The organism is Aeromonas sp. A35_P, assembly GCF_002259925.1.
GTDB classification, from domain to species: Bacteria; Pseudomonadota; Gammaproteobacteria; order Enterobacterales; family Aeromonadaceae; genus Aeromonas; species Aeromonas dhakensis.
Genome location: NZ_NEVB01000242.1, coordinates 13,398 through 28,955, shown reverse-complemented (window position 1 = coordinate 28,955; position 15,558 = coordinate 13,398). Strand labels below are relative to the sequence as shown.

General features: G+C 63.9%; 13 protein-coding genes. 3 read left to right on the top strand and 10 right to left on the bottom strand.

Annotation, left to right across the window (positions count from 1 at the left end):
- Positions 1–40 precede the first annotated feature (40 nt).
- From nirB to argS, 5 genes are all read right to left on the bottom strand, one after another.
- Complete coding sequence (nirB, locus tag CAK78_RS19740) at positions 41–2,587, bottom strand: nitrite reductase large subunit NirB (protein WP_176452865.1); 2,547 nt, start codon at positions 2,585–2,587, stop codon at positions 41–43.
- Positions 2,588–3,093: 506 nt separating this feature from the next.
- On the bottom strand, positions 3,094–4,422 hold the full coding sequence (gene hslU / locus CAK78_RS19735; RefSeq protein ID WP_094698406.1) for an HslU--HslV peptidase ATPase subunit: 1,329 nt from the start codon (positions 4,420–4,422) through the stop codon (positions 3,094–3,096).
- Positions 4,423–4,514: 92 nt separating this feature from the next.
- Complete coding sequence (hslV, locus tag CAK78_RS19730) at positions 4,515–5,048, bottom strand: ATP-dependent protease subunit HslV (protein ID WP_005306539.1); 534 nt, start codon at positions 5,046–5,048, stop codon at positions 4,515–4,517.
- 186 nt (positions 5,049–5,234) lie between these two features.
- Positions 5,235–6,074, bottom strand: coding sequence for an SPOR domain-containing protein (locus CAK78_RS19720; RefSeq protein ID WP_094698404.1), 840 nt, complete (start codon positions 6,072–6,074; stop codon positions 5,235–5,237).
- A gap of 3 nt (positions 6,075–6,077) precedes the next feature.
- Positions 6,078–7,823 (bottom strand): arginine--tRNA ligase, encoded by a 1,746-nt coding sequence (gene argS / locus CAK78_RS19715; RefSeq protein WP_043170599.1) that lies wholly within the window; start codon positions 7,821–7,823, stop codon positions 6,078–6,080.
- 313 nt (positions 7,824–8,136) lie between these two features.
- Between argS and CAK78_RS19710 the strand changes: the two genes are divergently transcribed.
- The 3 genes from CAK78_RS19710 (at position 8,137) to CAK78_RS19700 (ending at position 10,064) form a co-directional block, all read left to right on the top strand.
- The gene (locus CAK78_RS19710; RefSeq protein WP_176452864.1) at positions 8,137–8,703 is read left to right on the top strand and encodes an LON peptidase substrate-binding domain-containing protein; all 567 of its coding nucleotides are present in this window, start codon (positions 8,137–8,139) and stop codon (positions 8,701–8,703) included.
- A 133-nt stretch (positions 8,704–8,836) separates the two neighbouring features.
- Positions 8,837–9,406 (top strand): sigma-70 family RNA polymerase sigma factor, encoded by a 570-nt coding sequence (locus CAK78_RS19705; RefSeq protein WP_176452863.1) that lies wholly within the window; start codon positions 8,837–8,839, stop codon positions 9,404–9,406.
- Entirely contained in the window at positions 9,399–10,064 is a 666-nt protein-coding gene (locus tag CAK78_RS19700) for a ChrR family anti-sigma-E factor (RefSeq protein WP_094698401.1), read from the top strand. The genes CAK78_RS19705 and CAK78_RS19700 overlap by 8 nt, the downstream gene beginning before the upstream one ends.
- Before the next feature lie 60 nt (positions 10,065–10,124).
- On the opposite strand, the gene bacA is transcribed toward CAK78_RS19700, so the two are convergent.
- The 5 genes from bacA to CAK78_RS19675 form a co-directional block, all read right to left on the bottom strand.
- Positions 10,125–10,940, bottom strand: a complete 816-nt coding sequence (gene bacA / locus CAK78_RS19695) for an undecaprenyl-diphosphate phosphatase (RefSeq protein ID WP_094698399.1) — start codon at positions 10,938–10,940, stop codon at positions 10,125–10,127.
- A gap of 192 nt (positions 10,941–11,132) precedes the next feature.
- Positions 11,133–12,143 (bottom strand): aldo/keto reductase, encoded by a 1,011-nt coding sequence (locus tag CAK78_RS19690; RefSeq protein ID WP_094698397.1) that lies wholly within the window; start codon positions 12,141–12,143, stop codon positions 11,133–11,135.
- Between the two features lie 98 nt (positions 12,144–12,241).
- Entirely contained in the window at positions 12,242–13,234 is a 993-nt protein-coding gene (gene galM, locus CAK78_RS19685; protein ID WP_176452862.1) for a galactose-1-epimerase, read from the bottom strand.
- Positions 13,235–13,298: 64 nt separating this feature from the next.
- Positions 13,299–14,447: a galactokinase gene (galK, locus tag CAK78_RS19680; protein ID WP_094698394.1), complete on the bottom strand. Its 1,149-nt coding sequence runs from the start codon at positions 14,445–14,447 to the stop codon at positions 13,299–13,301.
- Entirely contained in the window at positions 14,444–15,490 is a 1,047-nt protein-coding gene (locus tag CAK78_RS19675) for a UDP-glucose--hexose-1-phosphate uridylyltransferase (protein WP_094698434.1), read from the bottom strand. Before CAK78_RS19675 ends, galK begins: the two co-directional genes overlap by 4 nt.
- Positions 15,491–15,558 lie beyond the last annotated feature (68 nt).

Below are 15,558 nucleotides of genomic sequence, written 5' to 3'. Positions count from 1 at the left end.
CAGCCCGGCAGGGTGCCGTTGAGTTGGCAGGCAAGTTTCATCATTTGGTTTCCACCTCGATCTGGTAGACAGGGATGCGCTCGGCCGGAGTGGCGGGTCTGTGCTGCGCGCGTTCGGCGACGAACTGAACGTCCGGGTCGCGCTTGTCGCTGTTGATGAAGTGGCTGAAGCGCTGCAACGCCTGCTCTTCGTTGAGGGTGCGCGACCATTCGCACTCGTAGCTGTCGATGAGGGCCTGGATATCGCGCTCCAGGGTCTCGTTTAACCCGAGCTTGTCGTCGACGATCACCTCGCGCAGGTAGTCGACGCCCCCTTCCAGGTTGCCGAGCCAGACCGAGGTGCGCTGCAGTTTGTCGGCGCTGGTGACGTAGAACATCATAAAGCGGTCGATCAGCTTGATCAGGGTCTCTCTATCAAGGTCCGAGGCCAGCAGATCGGCGTGGCGCGGCTTCATGCCGCCGTTGCCGCCCACATAGAGGTTCCAGCCCGCGTCGGTGGCGATGATGCCAACGTCCTTGCCCTGGGCTTCTGCACATTCGCGGGTACAGCCGGAGACGCCGAACTTCATCTTGTGGGGGGTGCGAATGCCCTTGTAGCGGTTTTCGAGGAAGACCCCGAGGCCGACGCTGTCCTGCACGCCGAAGCGGCACCAGGTGCTGCCGACGCAGGTCTTGGCCATGCGCAGCGCCTTGGCATAGGCCTGACCGGTCTCGAAGCCGGCCGCCAGCAGTTTGCGCCAGATGGCCGGCAGATCATCCTTCTGGGCCCCGAACAGGCCGATGCGCTGGGCGCCGGTGATCTTGGTGTAGAGCTTGTAGTCGCGGGCCACTTCGGCCACCGCCAGCAGCCCCTCCGGGGTTACCTCGCCGCCGGCCATGCGCGGGATGACGGAGTAGGTGCCGTCCTTTTGCATGTTGCCGAGGAAGATGTCGTTGGTGTCCTGCAGCGGGGTGTTGAGCGGGCTCAGCACGTACTCGTTCCAGCAGGAGGCAAGGATGGAGCCGACCGTCGGTTTGCACACCTCGCAGCCATGGCCCTGACCGTGTTTGGCCAGCAGCTCGTCGAAGCTCTTGATCCCCTCTACCTTGACCAGGTGGAACAGCTCCTGGCGGGAGTGGGGGAAGTGAGCGCAGAGGTGGTTGTTGACCTCGATGCCCTGCTTCACCAGCTCGGCGTTGAGCACCTGGCTGATGAGTGGCACGCAGCCGCCGCAGCCGGTACCGGCCTTGGTGTGCTGCTTGATGGCGGCCAGGGTGGTGTGACCCTCGGCGACGGCCTGGGCGATGTCGCCCTTGGAGACGTCGAAGCAGGAGCAGATCTGGGCGCTTTCGGGCAGGGCATCCACCCCCAGGGTCGGCTTGGCGCCGGCGTAGGCGGGCAGGATCAGAGTGTCCGGGTGGCTTGGCAGGGGCAGGGCGTTGAGCATCATCTGCAGCAGGTTGCCGTAATCCTCCACGTCACCTACCAGCACGGCGCCGAGCAATCGGCTGTTGTCTTCGCTCACCACTATCTTCTTGTAGACGCCGGCCTGGTCGTCCTGGAACACATAGCTGTGGCTGCCCGGGGTGCGGCCATGAGCATCGCCGATGGAGCCGACGGAGACGCCGAGCAGCTTGAGCTTGGCGCTCATGTCCGCCCCTTCGAAGCGACTGTCGCCGCCAAGCAGATGGTCGACGGTGATCTGGGCCATCTTGTAGCCCGGCGCCACCAGCCCGAAGAAGCGACCCTGCCAGGCGGCGCACTCGCCGATTGCATAGATGTCGGGGTCGGAGGTGAGGCAGTGATCGTCGATGACGATACCGCCGCGCTCGGCGATGGCCAGATCGCCGTAGCGACCGAGGGTATCCTGCGGGCGGATGCCGGTAGAGAAGACCACCACGTCCACTTCCAGCTGGCTGCCGTCGGCAAAGGCGAGGCGGTGTTTCGCCTGCTCACCGCCATGCATCAGGATCTCGCTGGTGCTCTTGCTGGTGTGCACCTGCACGCCCATGGATTCAATCTTGCGGCGCAGCAGCTGGCCGCCCTGACCGTCGAGCTGCTCGGCCATCAGCACAGGAGCAAACTCCACCACATGGGTCTCGAGGCCCAGCGCCTTGAGGGCGCCGGCGGCTTCCAGGCCAAGCAGGCCGCCCCCGATCACCACGCCGCTCTTGCCGCTCTTGGCCGCGTTGCGGATGGCTTTCAGATCCTCGATGGTGCGGTAGACGAAGCACTCGTGGTGCTGACTGCCCGCAATGGGCGGCACCCAGGGATAGGAGCCGGTGGCCAGCACCAGCTTGTCGTAACCGACCACAGTGCCCTTGTTGGAGTGCACTTCGCGGTTGGCCCTGTCGATTTTTTTCACCGCTTCGCCGAGCAGCAGGCGGATGCCGTGCTTGTCGTAGAAGCCGGGTTTGACAAGAGAGAGATCTTCGCTGGTGTGATGGGAGAAGTAGGAGGAGAGATGGACGCGATCGTAGGCGGGACGGGGTTCTGCACCGAAGACGGTGATCTCGTAGCGGCCCGGGTCGGCCCGCTCGATCAGCTCTTCGATGAAGCGGTGCCCCACCATGCCGTTGCCCACAACGACCAGTCTGACTTTGCTCATGATTGCCTCTAGTTTGGAGTAATAAAACATCATTCTGAGGCTAGGCTACCCAGTCGGCAGGGGCGGGCGATTGATGCAAATCAAGTGTCTATTTATATATCCCCTCAGGGGTAATTCCTGACAATTCAAAGCTATACATAAATAGGTATACCAGTGGTGCAATTGGTTATGGCGTGGGGATCGGGGCCAGCGTCGCAGGGGCTGCCTGGCTGACCCTGCAAAGAAATGTCCATACCGTCAAAAAGCGTGAAAGATTCCTTCATTGATAGCCAACACAGGCGAGGGACCTGGGGAAGGGGTGAGTGGGGTCTGCATGCTGACTCTGTCAGGGGTGGTCACACTCTGGCTGGCGGGAAGAGGTGAACGCGACGTACCGGGCAATGCGACCCGGGAAGGCTGCGAGCTGGGAGGACGCAGAAAACGAAGGCGCCTCCACAGGGGAGGCGTCTTGCTACGGGGTTGAGCAGGATAGTAAACCGCTCGGATCCTCGTCTTCGATCAAGCTGTTACAGGATAAAGCGGCTCAAATCCTCGTCTTCAATCAGCTTGCCGAGGTGGGCGTTGACGTAGTCAGTGTCGATGACGAAGGTCTCGCCGGACTTCTCGGAGGCATCAAAAGAGATATCTTCCATCAGGCGCTCCATCACGGTGTGCAGGCGGCGGGCGCCGATGTTCTCGGTGCGCTCGTTGACCTGCCAGGCCGCTTCGGCCAGACGGCGGATGCCATCCTGGGTGAACTCGATGTTGACCCCTTCGGTAGCCATCAGCGCCTGGTACTGATCGGTCAGCGAGGCGTTCGGCTCGGTCAGGATCCGCTCGAAGTCATCGGTGGTCAGCGCGGTCAGCTCGACCCGGATCGGCAGGCGACCCTGCAGCTCGGGGATGAGGTCAGACGGTTTGGCGATCTGGAAGGCGCCGGAGGCGACGAACAGGATGTGATCGGTCTTGACCATGCCGTGCTTGGTGTTGACGGTGCAGCCCTCGACCAGCGGCAGCAGGTCGCGCTGCACCCCTTCACGGGAAACGTCCGGGCCCGAGCTCTCGCCACGCTTGCAGATCTTGTCGATCTCGTCGAGGAAGACGATGCCGTTGTTCTCGACCGCGGCGATGGCTTTCTGCTTCAGCTCTTCCGGATTGACCAGACGGGCCGCTTCCTCTTCGATCAGCGCCTTCATGGCCTCTTTGACCTTGATCTTGCGCTTCTTCTTCTGGTTCTGGCCCAGGTTCTGGAACAGCCCCTGCAGCTGGTTGGCCATCTCTTCCATGCCCGGCGGGGTCATGATTTCGACGCCCATCGGGGAGGCGGAGAGCTCCAGCTCGATCTCCTTGTCATCCAGCTGACCTTCCCGCAGTTTCTTGCGGAAGATCTGGCGGGTGTTGGAGTTGTCAGCTTTCTCTTCCTCGCCCCAGCTGTTGCGCGGGTTGGGCAGCAGGGCGTCGAGGATGCGCTCTTCGGCGGCTTCCTCGGCGCGGTATTTCATCTTCTCCATCTCGGTTTCGCGCACCAGCTTGATGGCGGCATCGGTCAGATCGCGGATGATGCTGTCCACTTCCTTGCCCACATAGCCCACTTCGGTGAACTTGGTCGCTTCCACCTTGATGAAGGGGGCGTTGGCCAGCTTGGCCAGACGACGGGCGATCTCGGTCTTGCCGACACCGGTCGGGCCGATCATCAGGATGTTTTTCGGGGTCACTTCATGGCGCATCTCTTCATCGAGCTGCATCCGGCGCCAGCGGTTGCGCAGGGCGACGGCGACCGCGCGCTTGGCGTCGGCCTGGCCGATGATGTGTCTGTCCAGCTCGTGGACGATTTCTCTCGGGGTCATCTCGGACATGATGGCGTTCCTGTATCCGGGGCGGGCAGGGCCCACCCCTTGGAAAATGGGGTTTGGCTGGCGGCCTTATTTGGCGGCCCTATTTCGCCGACTTATTTAGCTGAATAATCCAGCACTTCGATGGTGTGGTTGCCGTTGGTGAAGACACAGATGTCGCCCGCAATCTTGAGGGACTTCTCGACGATGCTTTTGGCGTCGAGCTCGGTGTTCTCCAGCAGGGCGATGGCGGCGGACTGGGCGAAGTTGCCGCCGCTGCCGATGGCGATGAGATCGTGCTCCGGCTGCACCACGTCACCGTTGCCGGTGATGATGAAGGATTTGTGCTCGTCGGCGACGGCCAGCAGGGCTTCGAGGCGGCGCAGGGCGCGATCGGTGCGCCAGTCCTTGGCCAGCGCCACGGCGGCGCGCTCCAGGTTGCCCTGATGGGCCTGCAGTTTGGCTTCGAAGCGCTCGAGCAGGGTGAAGGCGTCGGCGGTGCCGCCGGCAAAACCTGCCAGCACCTTGCCGTTGTAGAGGCGATGAACCTTGCGGGCGTTGCCCTTCATGACGGTGTTGCCAAGAGAAACCTGGCCATCGCCACCGATGACGACCTGACCGTTGCGGCGAACTGAAACTATGGTAGTCACTTTACTTACCTCGCTTGAGCCGAATGACGGCCTGACTGTGCATGGCAAGAGAGATGGGGATGGCAATCCGGTTTTTCAAGCCTGCGCGCTGGCGCGGCCAACTGGGTTGGCTGGGAGTGGTGGCGACTGGCACCAAAAGAAACAGGGCCGGGTGTTGCCACCCGGCCCTGTTTATGGACGCTGCGATCACCCCTTCTTGGGGATGCAGCCGCTGATGCCGGAGCCCTGCAGCTTGCGGTTGGCCGCATCGGCCGCCGCCTTGCCGCTGAAGGGACCCACCATCACCTTGTAGACGGCACCACCGGCCCCGTTGACCACCTGCAGACTGGAAGATAGCCCGGCGGTGAAGGCGATGCGCGCCTTGAGGGATTCTGCGGAATCCTGCGAACGCAGGGCGGCACACTGCATCATGTAGCGCTCGTTGTCGGCCGCTGTGGTCTGGGTTGCCGCCTTGGCCTTGGCGGCGTCGGCCCGTTCCCGTTCCAGTTCGGCGCGCAGCTCCCGCTCCATCCGCTCCCGTTCGGCCTTGCGATCGATCACCTGCTCCTGGGCACTGGCCACCGGCGCACCGGTCGCCGGCTTGGCCGGTTGTACCGGTTGCGGCTTGTAGGGTTGCACCTGGCCGATGGGGGTTCCGGGCTGGGGAATATTGGTCGGCACCGGCTGTGGCAGTTTTTCCGGTTGCAGGGTCACGGTTTCTGCCGGCGGTGGCGGCAGCACGCCCGGCTGGGGCGGTGGCTCGACGATGTCGACCTGTTTGTTCTCCAGCCGTTCGATGTAGCTCCACTTCTCCTGCGGCAGGCCGTTGCTCTGGGCTTTGGGCTTGTTCGCCTTCACCTGTTCCTCAATGGTGGGGGCATCGTGGCCCTTGCCATTGATCATGTAGAGGAAGCCGCCGAACCCCGCCAGCAGTACCCCGGCCAGCAGGGCCGGGATAACAGGAAAGCGGCGAGGTGCCGCTTTCCTGGTGTTGCGACCACCCGCCCGACGTCGCGGGCGGCTGCCGACATAATCCCGGGTCGCCATCTATTACATGCGCTCCAGGGTGTGGATGCCCAGTACGCCGAGGCCCAGCTTGAGTACCTTGGCGGTGGCGGCGCACAGCAGCAGACGGCTCTGACGAGTCGCCTCGTCCACGCCATCCTTGTTGATCGGGCAGGCTTCGTAGAAGGTCATAAAGTTGCCGGACAGCTCGTACAGATAGGTACAGAGCAGGTGCGGCATGCCCTTGTCCGCCACGCCGTTGACCGCGTCGGAGAACTGGATCAGCTTCTGGGCCAGGGTCTCTTCCGCTTCCTCGCTCAGGACCACCTTGCCGCCCAGGGTATCGGCATCGACGCCGGCCTTGCGGAAGATGGACTGGATACGGGTGTAGGCGTACTGCAGGTAGGGCGCCGTGTTGCCTTCGAAGGAGAGCATCAGATCCCAGTCGAAGATGTAATCGGTGGTGCGGTTCTTGGAGAGATCCGCATACTTGACCGCACCCATGGCGATGGCGTGCACCACCTGGGCCTTCTCCTCGGCGGAGAGATCGCTGTTGCGGCTCTCCAGCAGGGCGGCGGCGCGCTCTTCCGCCTCATTCAGCAGGTCGACCAGCTTGACGGTACCGCCGGAGCGGGTCTTGTAGGGGCGGCCATCCTTGCCCAGCATCATGCCGAAGGCGTGGTGCTCGAGGGGCACGGATTCCGGCACATAGCCCGCCTTGCGGGTGATGGTCCAGGCCTGCATCAGATGCTGGTGCTGACGGGAGTCGATGAAGTACATCACGCGGTCGGCGCCCAGGGTCTCGTAACGGTACTTGGCACAGGCGATGTCGGTGGTGGTGTAGAGGAAACCGCCATCGCTCTTCTGGATGATGACGCCCATGGGCTCGCCATCCTTGTTCTTGAACTCGTCCAGGAAGACGACGGTGGCGCCTTCACTCTCGACCGCCAGGCCGCGCGCTTTCAGATCGGCGACGATTTCCGGCAGCATGTCGTTGTACATGGACTCGCCCATGATGTCCTTGTTGGTCAGGGAGACATTCAGGCGGTCGTAGTTGCGCTGGTTCTGCTCCATGGTCATGTCGACCAGCTTCTTCCACATGGTGCGGCAGTACTCATCACCACCCTGCAGCTTGACCACGTAGTTGCGCGCGCGCTCGGCGAAGGCTTCGTCTTCGTCGTAGTGACGCTTGGCCTGGGTGTAGAAGGCTTCCAGATCGCGCAGCTCCATGTCGGAGGCGTGCTCGTTGGCCATCTTCTCCAGATAGGCGATCAGCATGCCGAACTGGGTACCCCAGTCGCCGATATGGTTGGCACGAACCACCTTGTGGCCGAGGAACTCCAGGGCGCGGGCAGCCACGTCACCGAGGACGGTGGAGCGGATGTGATGCACCGCCATCTCTTTGGCCACGTTGGGAGCGGAGTAGTCCACCACCACGGTCTGCGGGGTTGGCAGCTTCACGTTGGCGTTGGCGGAGGTCACCATGGCCTCTACCTGACCGGCCAGCCAGCTCGGGTCGAAGAAGAAGTTGATGAAGCCGGGACCGGCGATCTCGACTTTGGCAATCAGGTCGGAGGCGGGCAGGTGCTCGATGATGGCAGCGGCCAGCTCACGGGGATTCTTGCGGGCCGGTTTGGCCAGCAGCATGGCCAGGTTGGTGGCCAGGTCACCGTGAGCCTTCTCCTTGCATCGGTCTACTTGCACGCGGGCTTCCAGGTCCGCCGGCAGGATGCCCGCTGACTTGAGATTGGCTACCGTTTGTTCAAGTAGATGATGAATATGCTCTTTCATAACTGACCACCAAGGTTGCGCGTCGAAAAATGACTGATATATAAGGGCGTGAATTTTACCCGCATCGGCCCGAGAAAACTATAGGGATGACCCGCCGCTCGCGGTCGGGCGGATATTTCACTGCATTTGGCACCAGATCCCAGAATATTGGACGGAAATTACGGTGCTTATCCATTTCTACTGCATATTGAAGCGGCTTGTCCAGGCTATTTTCCCCTGATTGTTAAGGGGTTTTTTATTCCAACTCGTTCTGAATGATCTGCCCCGCCGCCCCGGTCGTATCAACAGGTATCTTTTACCGAGGAATCTGTCGATGAAACTGGCGCTGTTTCCCCTCTCGGCCCACCTGCTGCCCGGTGGCATCATGCCGCTGCGCATCTTCGAGCCCAGATATCAGCGCATGATCGCCGAGGCGGGAGAGCAGGGTTTTGCTATCTGCATGCTGGATCCCCGCCAGCCCGATGCGCTGCGCAACATGTACCCCATCGCCACCAGGGTACGGATCGTCGACTTCGATCGGCTGCCGGACGGTCTGCTCGGCATCACGGTGCTCGGCATGGAGCGGGTCAGGATCACCGATCTGTGGCAGGAGTCGGACGGCTTGCGGGTCGGGGAGGTGGACGTGCTGCCCCCCTGGCGCACCGGCCGGCTCAATGCCGATCAGCACTCGCTGGCCAGGGCGCTGCAGGAGGTGTTCAACGACTACCCGGAATATGCGGCCCTCTATCGCAACCCCGACTGGGACGATGCCAGCTGGGTGGCCCAGCGCTGGCTGGAAGTGCTGCCCATCCCCGTTGAACAGAAGCAGTGGCTGGTGGCGGCGGAAGACAACCAGCCGGCACTCTCTCTGCTGAGCGGATTGCTGGTCGCCAGCCACTGAGCCGTTTTTGATGGCCGCGCCGGTGATCCTTTTGCCGCGCCGCACGTATTGGCACTCACCACCCTCTTCAAGGCATGGCGCAATGGCATATACTGGCCAATCACAATCGACTCCGTACAGGATATCGCCCCCCATGGATGACCCAGCCGGCGATCTCAAGTCCCTGCTCGTCAGGGTTGCCGAACATGGCGACAAGGTCGCCTTTGCCGCTCTGTTCCAGCACTTCGCACCGCGTATTCGCAGCTACGGGCTGCGCCACCTCGGCAGCGAGGCCAACGCCATGGAGCTGGTGCAGGAGACCATGCTGCTGGTGTGGCAGAAGGCCCGTCTCTACCATCCCGACAAGGGAGCTGCCACCACCTGGATCTACACCGTCATGCGCAACCAGGGCTTCGACATGCTGCGCCGGCGCCGCGCCAGCAAAGAGGAGCTCTGTGCCGAAGAGCTGTGGCCCATGCTGGAGTACAGGGCGGAAGAGGAGCACCTGAGCGGCGGCGAAGACGCCGTGCTGAGCCGCCAGATGGCCCACTACGTCGGCACCCTGCCGGAACCGCAGCAGCAGGTGGTGCGCGGCATCTACCTGCAGGAGCTCTCCCAGCAGGAGCTGGCGGACCGGCTCGGCGTACCGCTCGGCACCATCAAATCCCGCCTCAGACTGGCGTTACAGAAATTGAAGGAACAAGTGGAGCAAGGCCATGATTAAAGCCCATCCCGTTCAGGCCATGTTGCGCGCCTTTGCCGCCGACGAACTGCCCCTGCCGCTGGCCGTCGGCGTCTCCGCTCACTGCGAGCTTTGCCCCGACTGTGCGGCCCGACTGCGGGCCTGCGAAGAGGAGCTGGCCCGGCAATACCTGACCCCGGCCGAAGAGTGCGAGCCACTGCCGGCAGAGTTCGATGCCATGCTGGCCGGCATCCTGCAACAGCCGGTGGCCACTGCGGCCGTATTGAGTCAGTCGGCGGTGGCCCGGCCCGAGTTGCAGGTGGCGGGCCAGTCGTACCGGTTGCCACGGGTACTGGCCCGTCACCACGCCCCCAGCTGGCGCCACATCGGCGCGATCCGGCAGGTGAGCCTGCCGCTTGACGAGCAGGGGGCCCGTGCCAGCCTGCTGCACATAGAGGCGGGAGGCCGCATCCCTGAGCACACTCACAAGGGTTATGAGCTGACCCTGCTGCTGGCCGGTACCATCGAAGATGGCGACACCCGCTATCAGGCGGGGGACTTCATCTGGCGCGATGCCAGCCACGCCCACAGTCCGCACACGCCGGACGGCTGCCTCTGCTACACGGTGCAGGACGCGCCGGTACAGTTCACCAAGGGGTTGTCGCGGCTGCTCAACGGCATCAGCCATCGCCTCTACTGAGCCGACAAAGCAATAAAAAAGGGACCCTCGGGTCCCTTTTTGCATGATGCGCTGACCGGATCAGGCCACGAACACCAGGTAGACGGCGAAGGCCACCACGAAGCGGTAGATGGCGAACGGGATGAAGTCGAGGCGACGGATCAGCGCCAGGAAGGTCTTGATGGCGATCATGGCCACCACGAAGGCGGTGACGAAACCCACCGCGAACATGGGGAAGTCGGCCATGGAGAGGAAGTCGCGACTCTTGTAGAGGTCCAGTCCGCTGGCTGCCACCATCATGGGCACCGCCAGGATGAAGGAGAACTCGGCGGCCGCCTGACGGCTGATCCCCATCAGCATGCCGCCGCTGATGGTGGCACCGGAGCGGGAGAAGCCGGGCCAGAGCGCCAGGCACTGGAACAGGCCGATGCCGAACGCCTGCTTGTAGCTGATGTCGTCCAGGGTTTCGGAGCGTACCGCCGGGCGAAACCTCTCGGCGATGATCAGCAGGATGCCGCCGGCCACCAGAGCGTACATCACGGTCTGCGGGCCAAACAGATGGGCCTTGATCCAGCTGTGGATGGCGAGGCCGATGATCACGGCGGGCAGCATGCCGAGGATGATGTGCACCAGCGAGAGGGTGGCGTGTCCCTGCGCCGGCTTCTGGCCGAAGTGGATGCCAATGAGCCCAAATAGGCGGCGCCAGAACACGGCGACCACCGCCAGGATGGAACCCATCTGGATCACCACTTCGAAGGTGGCAGCCTTGGGGCCGTCGAAGCCAAGCAGGTGGCCGACGATGATCATGTGGCCGGTGGAGGAGACGGGGAGGAACTCGGTCAGGCCCTCCACTATGCCCAGCACGAAGGCGACAAACAGGGCGTAAGACTCTGTCATGTTTCAGATCTCTTGATTATTGGTCCGGTTGAAGTCGGCCCCGAGCCGAGCCGGGGGCGACCAATGATGGAGGAAAATCGAGCGGGCAACCAGTGAATATTGTGTTGGCGCCAGGCCCCGCTGGCGGGATCGACAGCGAGGTTGTTGGTTTTCATTCGGGCCTACATGGCGTTCGACGCTCAGCGGCTCCGATCAGGCGGGGCCCTGCCCGGCCAGGACCCCCTCGATCTGCTGCAGCAGCGCTGCATCCAGCGGGGGTTGGGCCTGTGCTTCCACCGCGCTGATAATCTGCTGCGGGCTGCTGGCACCGATCAGGGCGCAGCTCACCACAGGGTCGCGCAGCACCCACTGCAGCGCCAGTTGCGACAGTGGTTGGCCCCGCTGCTGCGCCAGCGCATGCAGGGCGCGGATGGTGGCCAGTTTGTCGGCGGTGATCTGCTCGGGTTTGAGGAAGGGACTGGTGCTGGCGGCGCGCGAATCCGCCGGAATGCCGGCCAGGTAGCGATCGCTCAGCAGTCCGCCCGCCAGCGGGGAGAAGGCGACCACCCCCATGCCGTGCTCGCGGCAGACCGGCAGGGTTTCAGCCTCGATGTCGCGCTGAAAGAGGGAGTATTTGAGCTGATTGACCAGACAGGGGGTGCCCAGCTCCGCCAGCCGGGCGGCGGCCTGCGCGGCGAGCGGGGCCGGGTAGTTGGAGAGGCCGACGTAGAGCGCCTTGCCCTGACGCACCATCAGGGCCAGCGCCTGGCAGGTCTCCTCCAGCGGGGTGCGCGGGTCCGGTCTGTGGTGATAGAAGATGTCCACATAGTCGAGTCCGAGCCGGCACAGGCTCTGATGCAGGCTGGCAAACAGGTATTTGGCGCTGCCGCCGTCACCGTAGGGGCCATCCCACATGATGTATCCCGCCTTGCTGGCGATGATGAGCTCGTCCCGATAGGGGGCCAGGCTCCCCTTGAGCAGCTTGCCGAAGGTGATCTCGGCCGACCCCGGCGGCGGCCCGTAGTTGTTGGCCAGATCGAAGTGGGTGATACCCAGGTCGAACGCCTGGTGCACCATGGCTTTCGCGGTGGCGGGATCGCACTCGGCGCCGAAGTTGTGCCAGAGGCCGAGAGCTATGCCGGGCAGGCGCAGGCCGTGGCGACCGGCGGGTCGATAGGGCTGGCGCTGGTAACGGTCGGGGGCGGCGAGGTAGTGATCATCCATAACGACTCCTTGCGTGGACTTGTGTGCGAGCTGATGTGACGGGTGACCCCGGTCCCTCTTCGCCCGCCATGTCTGCGTGGGAGAAGAGGGCGCCGGGGTCAGCTGGCGGCGATAAAGCGGTAACGGGTCTGATGGCGGTAGGTCTGCCCCGGCAACAGCCAGGGATCCCCCAGCTCGGCTCGGTTGGGGCTGTCCGGCAGTTGCTGGGCTTCCAGACAGAAGCCGGCGTGATCCTGATGGAGTCGGCCGTCGCGTGCTGGCGTATTGGCCAGCCAGTTGCCGCTGTAGAACTGCAGCGAAGGCTGGTTGGTGTAGACCTCCATCGCCAGCTGGCGATCCCCCGAAACCACCCGCGCCGCCCACTCGGCGCTCGGCCCGTTGAGTACAAAGGCGTGGTCATACCCCTTGGCCTGTTGCTGCTGGGGGTGGCTCAGCCAATCTTGTCCGATAAGGCACTCGTGGCGCAGATCGAACGGCCCCTCCACCGGTGCGATCGCGAGCGGCAGGCCGCTTTGGTCGGTGGGCAGGAAACGGTCGGCGTTGAGGCGGATGAGGTGGTTGCGCACATCGCCGCCGTTCGGGTTGTCGTCGAGATTGAAGTAGGTGTGGCTGGTGAGGCTGACCGGGGTCGGTGCATCCGTGCTGGCGACGAAATCCACCACCAGATCGTACTGTTCCAGCCGATACTCCAGCGTGACCCGCAGGTTGCCGGGAAAGCCCTGATCCCCGCTACGGGAGAGCAGGGCCAGCCTGACCCGGTCCGCCTCCCGCTCCTTGATCTGCCAGTGCTGGCGATGAACCCCCGCCCGTCCGCCGTGCAGGCAGTGGGGGGGCTGGTTGGCATCCAGCGGCCAGCGCTGGTCGTCGCGCAGCAGCTCGGCGTTGCCGATGCGGTTGGCAAAGCGTCCCGCTACCGCTCCCAGCCACACCTGCTGAGCGGGGTAGGCCTCATCGGTGCAGCCCAGCAGCACTTCACGGCGCTTACCCGCCACTGGCAGGGTGAGGGAGGTGAGGGTGCCGCCGAAGTCGAGGCCGCGCAGTCGCAGCCCCTCCTCGTTGTCCAGCTCGAACGGGATCATGGCATCGCTCATAGTTTGCCTGCACCGGCGTTGCCGAGCCGGCAGAGATGGCCGTCGGCCTGCATCATAAATGGGCTCATAGTTTTCCTGCCCCCGCGCTGGCACGGCAGACGTAGCTGTCGGCCTTGAGGCCGAAGCGGGCCGGGTACTCGGCATCGACCGCGGCGATCACCTCGGCCACCTTCTCTGGGCGCAGCAGGGCGACCACGCAGCCGCCGAAGCCGCCGCCGGTCATCCGCACGCCGCCCTCGGTGCCGATCCTGGCCTTGATGATCTCCACCAGGCCGTCGATGGCGGGCACTGTGATTTCGAAGTCATCGCGCATGGCGGCGTGGGAGTCGGCCATCAGCTCGCCGAGGCGCATCAGATCCCCCTGCGCCAGCGCATCGGCGGCGGCCAGGGTGCGGCTGTTGTCGCCCACCACGTGACGGGCACGGCGGTAGCAGACCTCATCCAGCCCGGCCTTGCCCGCTTCCAGCGCCGCCAGATCGAGATCGCGCAGCGCCTTGACCCCGTAGTGACGAGCGGCCGCTTCGCACTGCTGGCGACGGGTGTTGTATTCGCTGTCCACCAGGCCGCGACGGACGTTGGAGTTGACGATCAGCACCGCCAGGTCGGTGGGCATGGGGATGAGGCGGGTCTCCAGCGAACGGCAGTCGAGCAGCAGGGCGTGATCCTGTTTGCCGCTGGCGGAGATCATCTGGTCCATGATGCCGCAGTTGCAGCCGACGAACTGGTTCTCCGCCTGCTGGCCGTTGAGGGCAATCTCGGCCTGGCTGATGGTGAGCCCCAGCGCCTCCTTGAAGGCCTGGCCGATGGCCACCTCCAGCGAGGCGGAAGAGGAGAGGCCGGCTCCCTGCGGCACGTTGCCGGAGACCACCAGATTGAGGCCGCGCAGGGGATAGCCCCGCTCCTGCAGGTACTTCACCACCCCGCGGATGTAGTCGCTCCAGCGCTGGTCGGCATGATGATTGATGAGCTGGCCGAGATCGAACAGGTCGCGCTGGTTGCCGTAGTCGGCGGCGACCACGTGCACCAGGCTGTCATCGCGCAGGCCGATGGCGACGCAGGTCTCGTAGTCGATGGCGCAGGGCAGCACGAAGCCGTCGTTGTAGTCGGTGTGCTCGCCGATGAGGTTGACGCGGCCGGGGGCCCGCACCAGCAGGTCGGGTTGTTGCTCAAACTGCTCGGCAAACACGGCGCTGACGCGCTGGCTCGGGGTCATGGGGTCACCTCATTGGCTTTGTAATGAACGGGGGAAAGGGTACGCAGGCGCTCCGCGGCTTGCTCCGGAGTCAGGTCGCGCTGGGTCTCGGCCAGCATCTCGAAGCCCACCATGAATTTGCGCACCGTGGCGGAGCGCAGCAGGGGCGGATAGAAGTGGGCATGCAGTTGCCACGCCTCTGGGCAGTCGGAGCGGGGCGGTGCAAAGTGCCAGCCCATGGAGTAGGGGAAGCTGCACTCGAACAGGTTGTCGTAGCGGCTGGTGAGCTCCTTGAGCGCGATGGCCAGATCCTGCTGCAGCTCGGGGGTGAGGTCGAGCAGAGAGGGGACATGGCGTTTGGGCAGCAGCAGGGTTTCGAACGGCCAGGCTGCCCAGAAGGGCACTACCGCCAGCCAGTGTTCGGTCTCCACCACGATGCGGGAGCGATCCTGCAGCTCCCGCTCCACGTAGTCGACCAGCAGCGGGCGGCCGTGCTCCGCCAGCCAGGCGCGCTGGTGCTGCTCTTCGCGGGCAATCTCGTTGGGCAGGAAGTCGCTGCCCCACAGCTGACCGTGGGGATGCGGGTTGGAGCAGCCCATGACGGCGCCCTTGTTTTCAAACACCTGCACCCACTCCCACTGGGCCGACAGCTCGGCCACCTGCTCCATCCAGGTGGTGATCACCTGCTCGATGGCGGGCAGGGGCAGCTCGGGCAGGGTCTTGCCGTGATCCGGCGAGAAGCAGATGACCCGGCTGGTGCCGCGGGCGGCTTCCAGCTTGAGCAGGGGATCCTGCTCGCCACTGGCGGCCGGGGTGTCCTGCATCAGGGCGGCGAAGTCGTTGGTGAAGACGAAGGTATCCCGATAGTCGGGATTCTGGTCACCGGTGACGCGCTTGTTGCCGGCACAGAGAAAGCAGTCGGGGTCATGGGCCTGGCTCGGCGCCTGGCTTACCTTCTCGACCTGGCCCTGCCAGGGGCGCTTGGCCCTGTGGGGGGAGACCAGCACGTATTGGCCGGTCAGCGGGTTGAAACGACGGTGGGGGTGATCAACCGGGTTGAACATCATCACTCCTCAAGCTCAATAAAAGGAATTGCGGGCAGTTGATGAGGACGGGTGCGCCGCTCATCTGT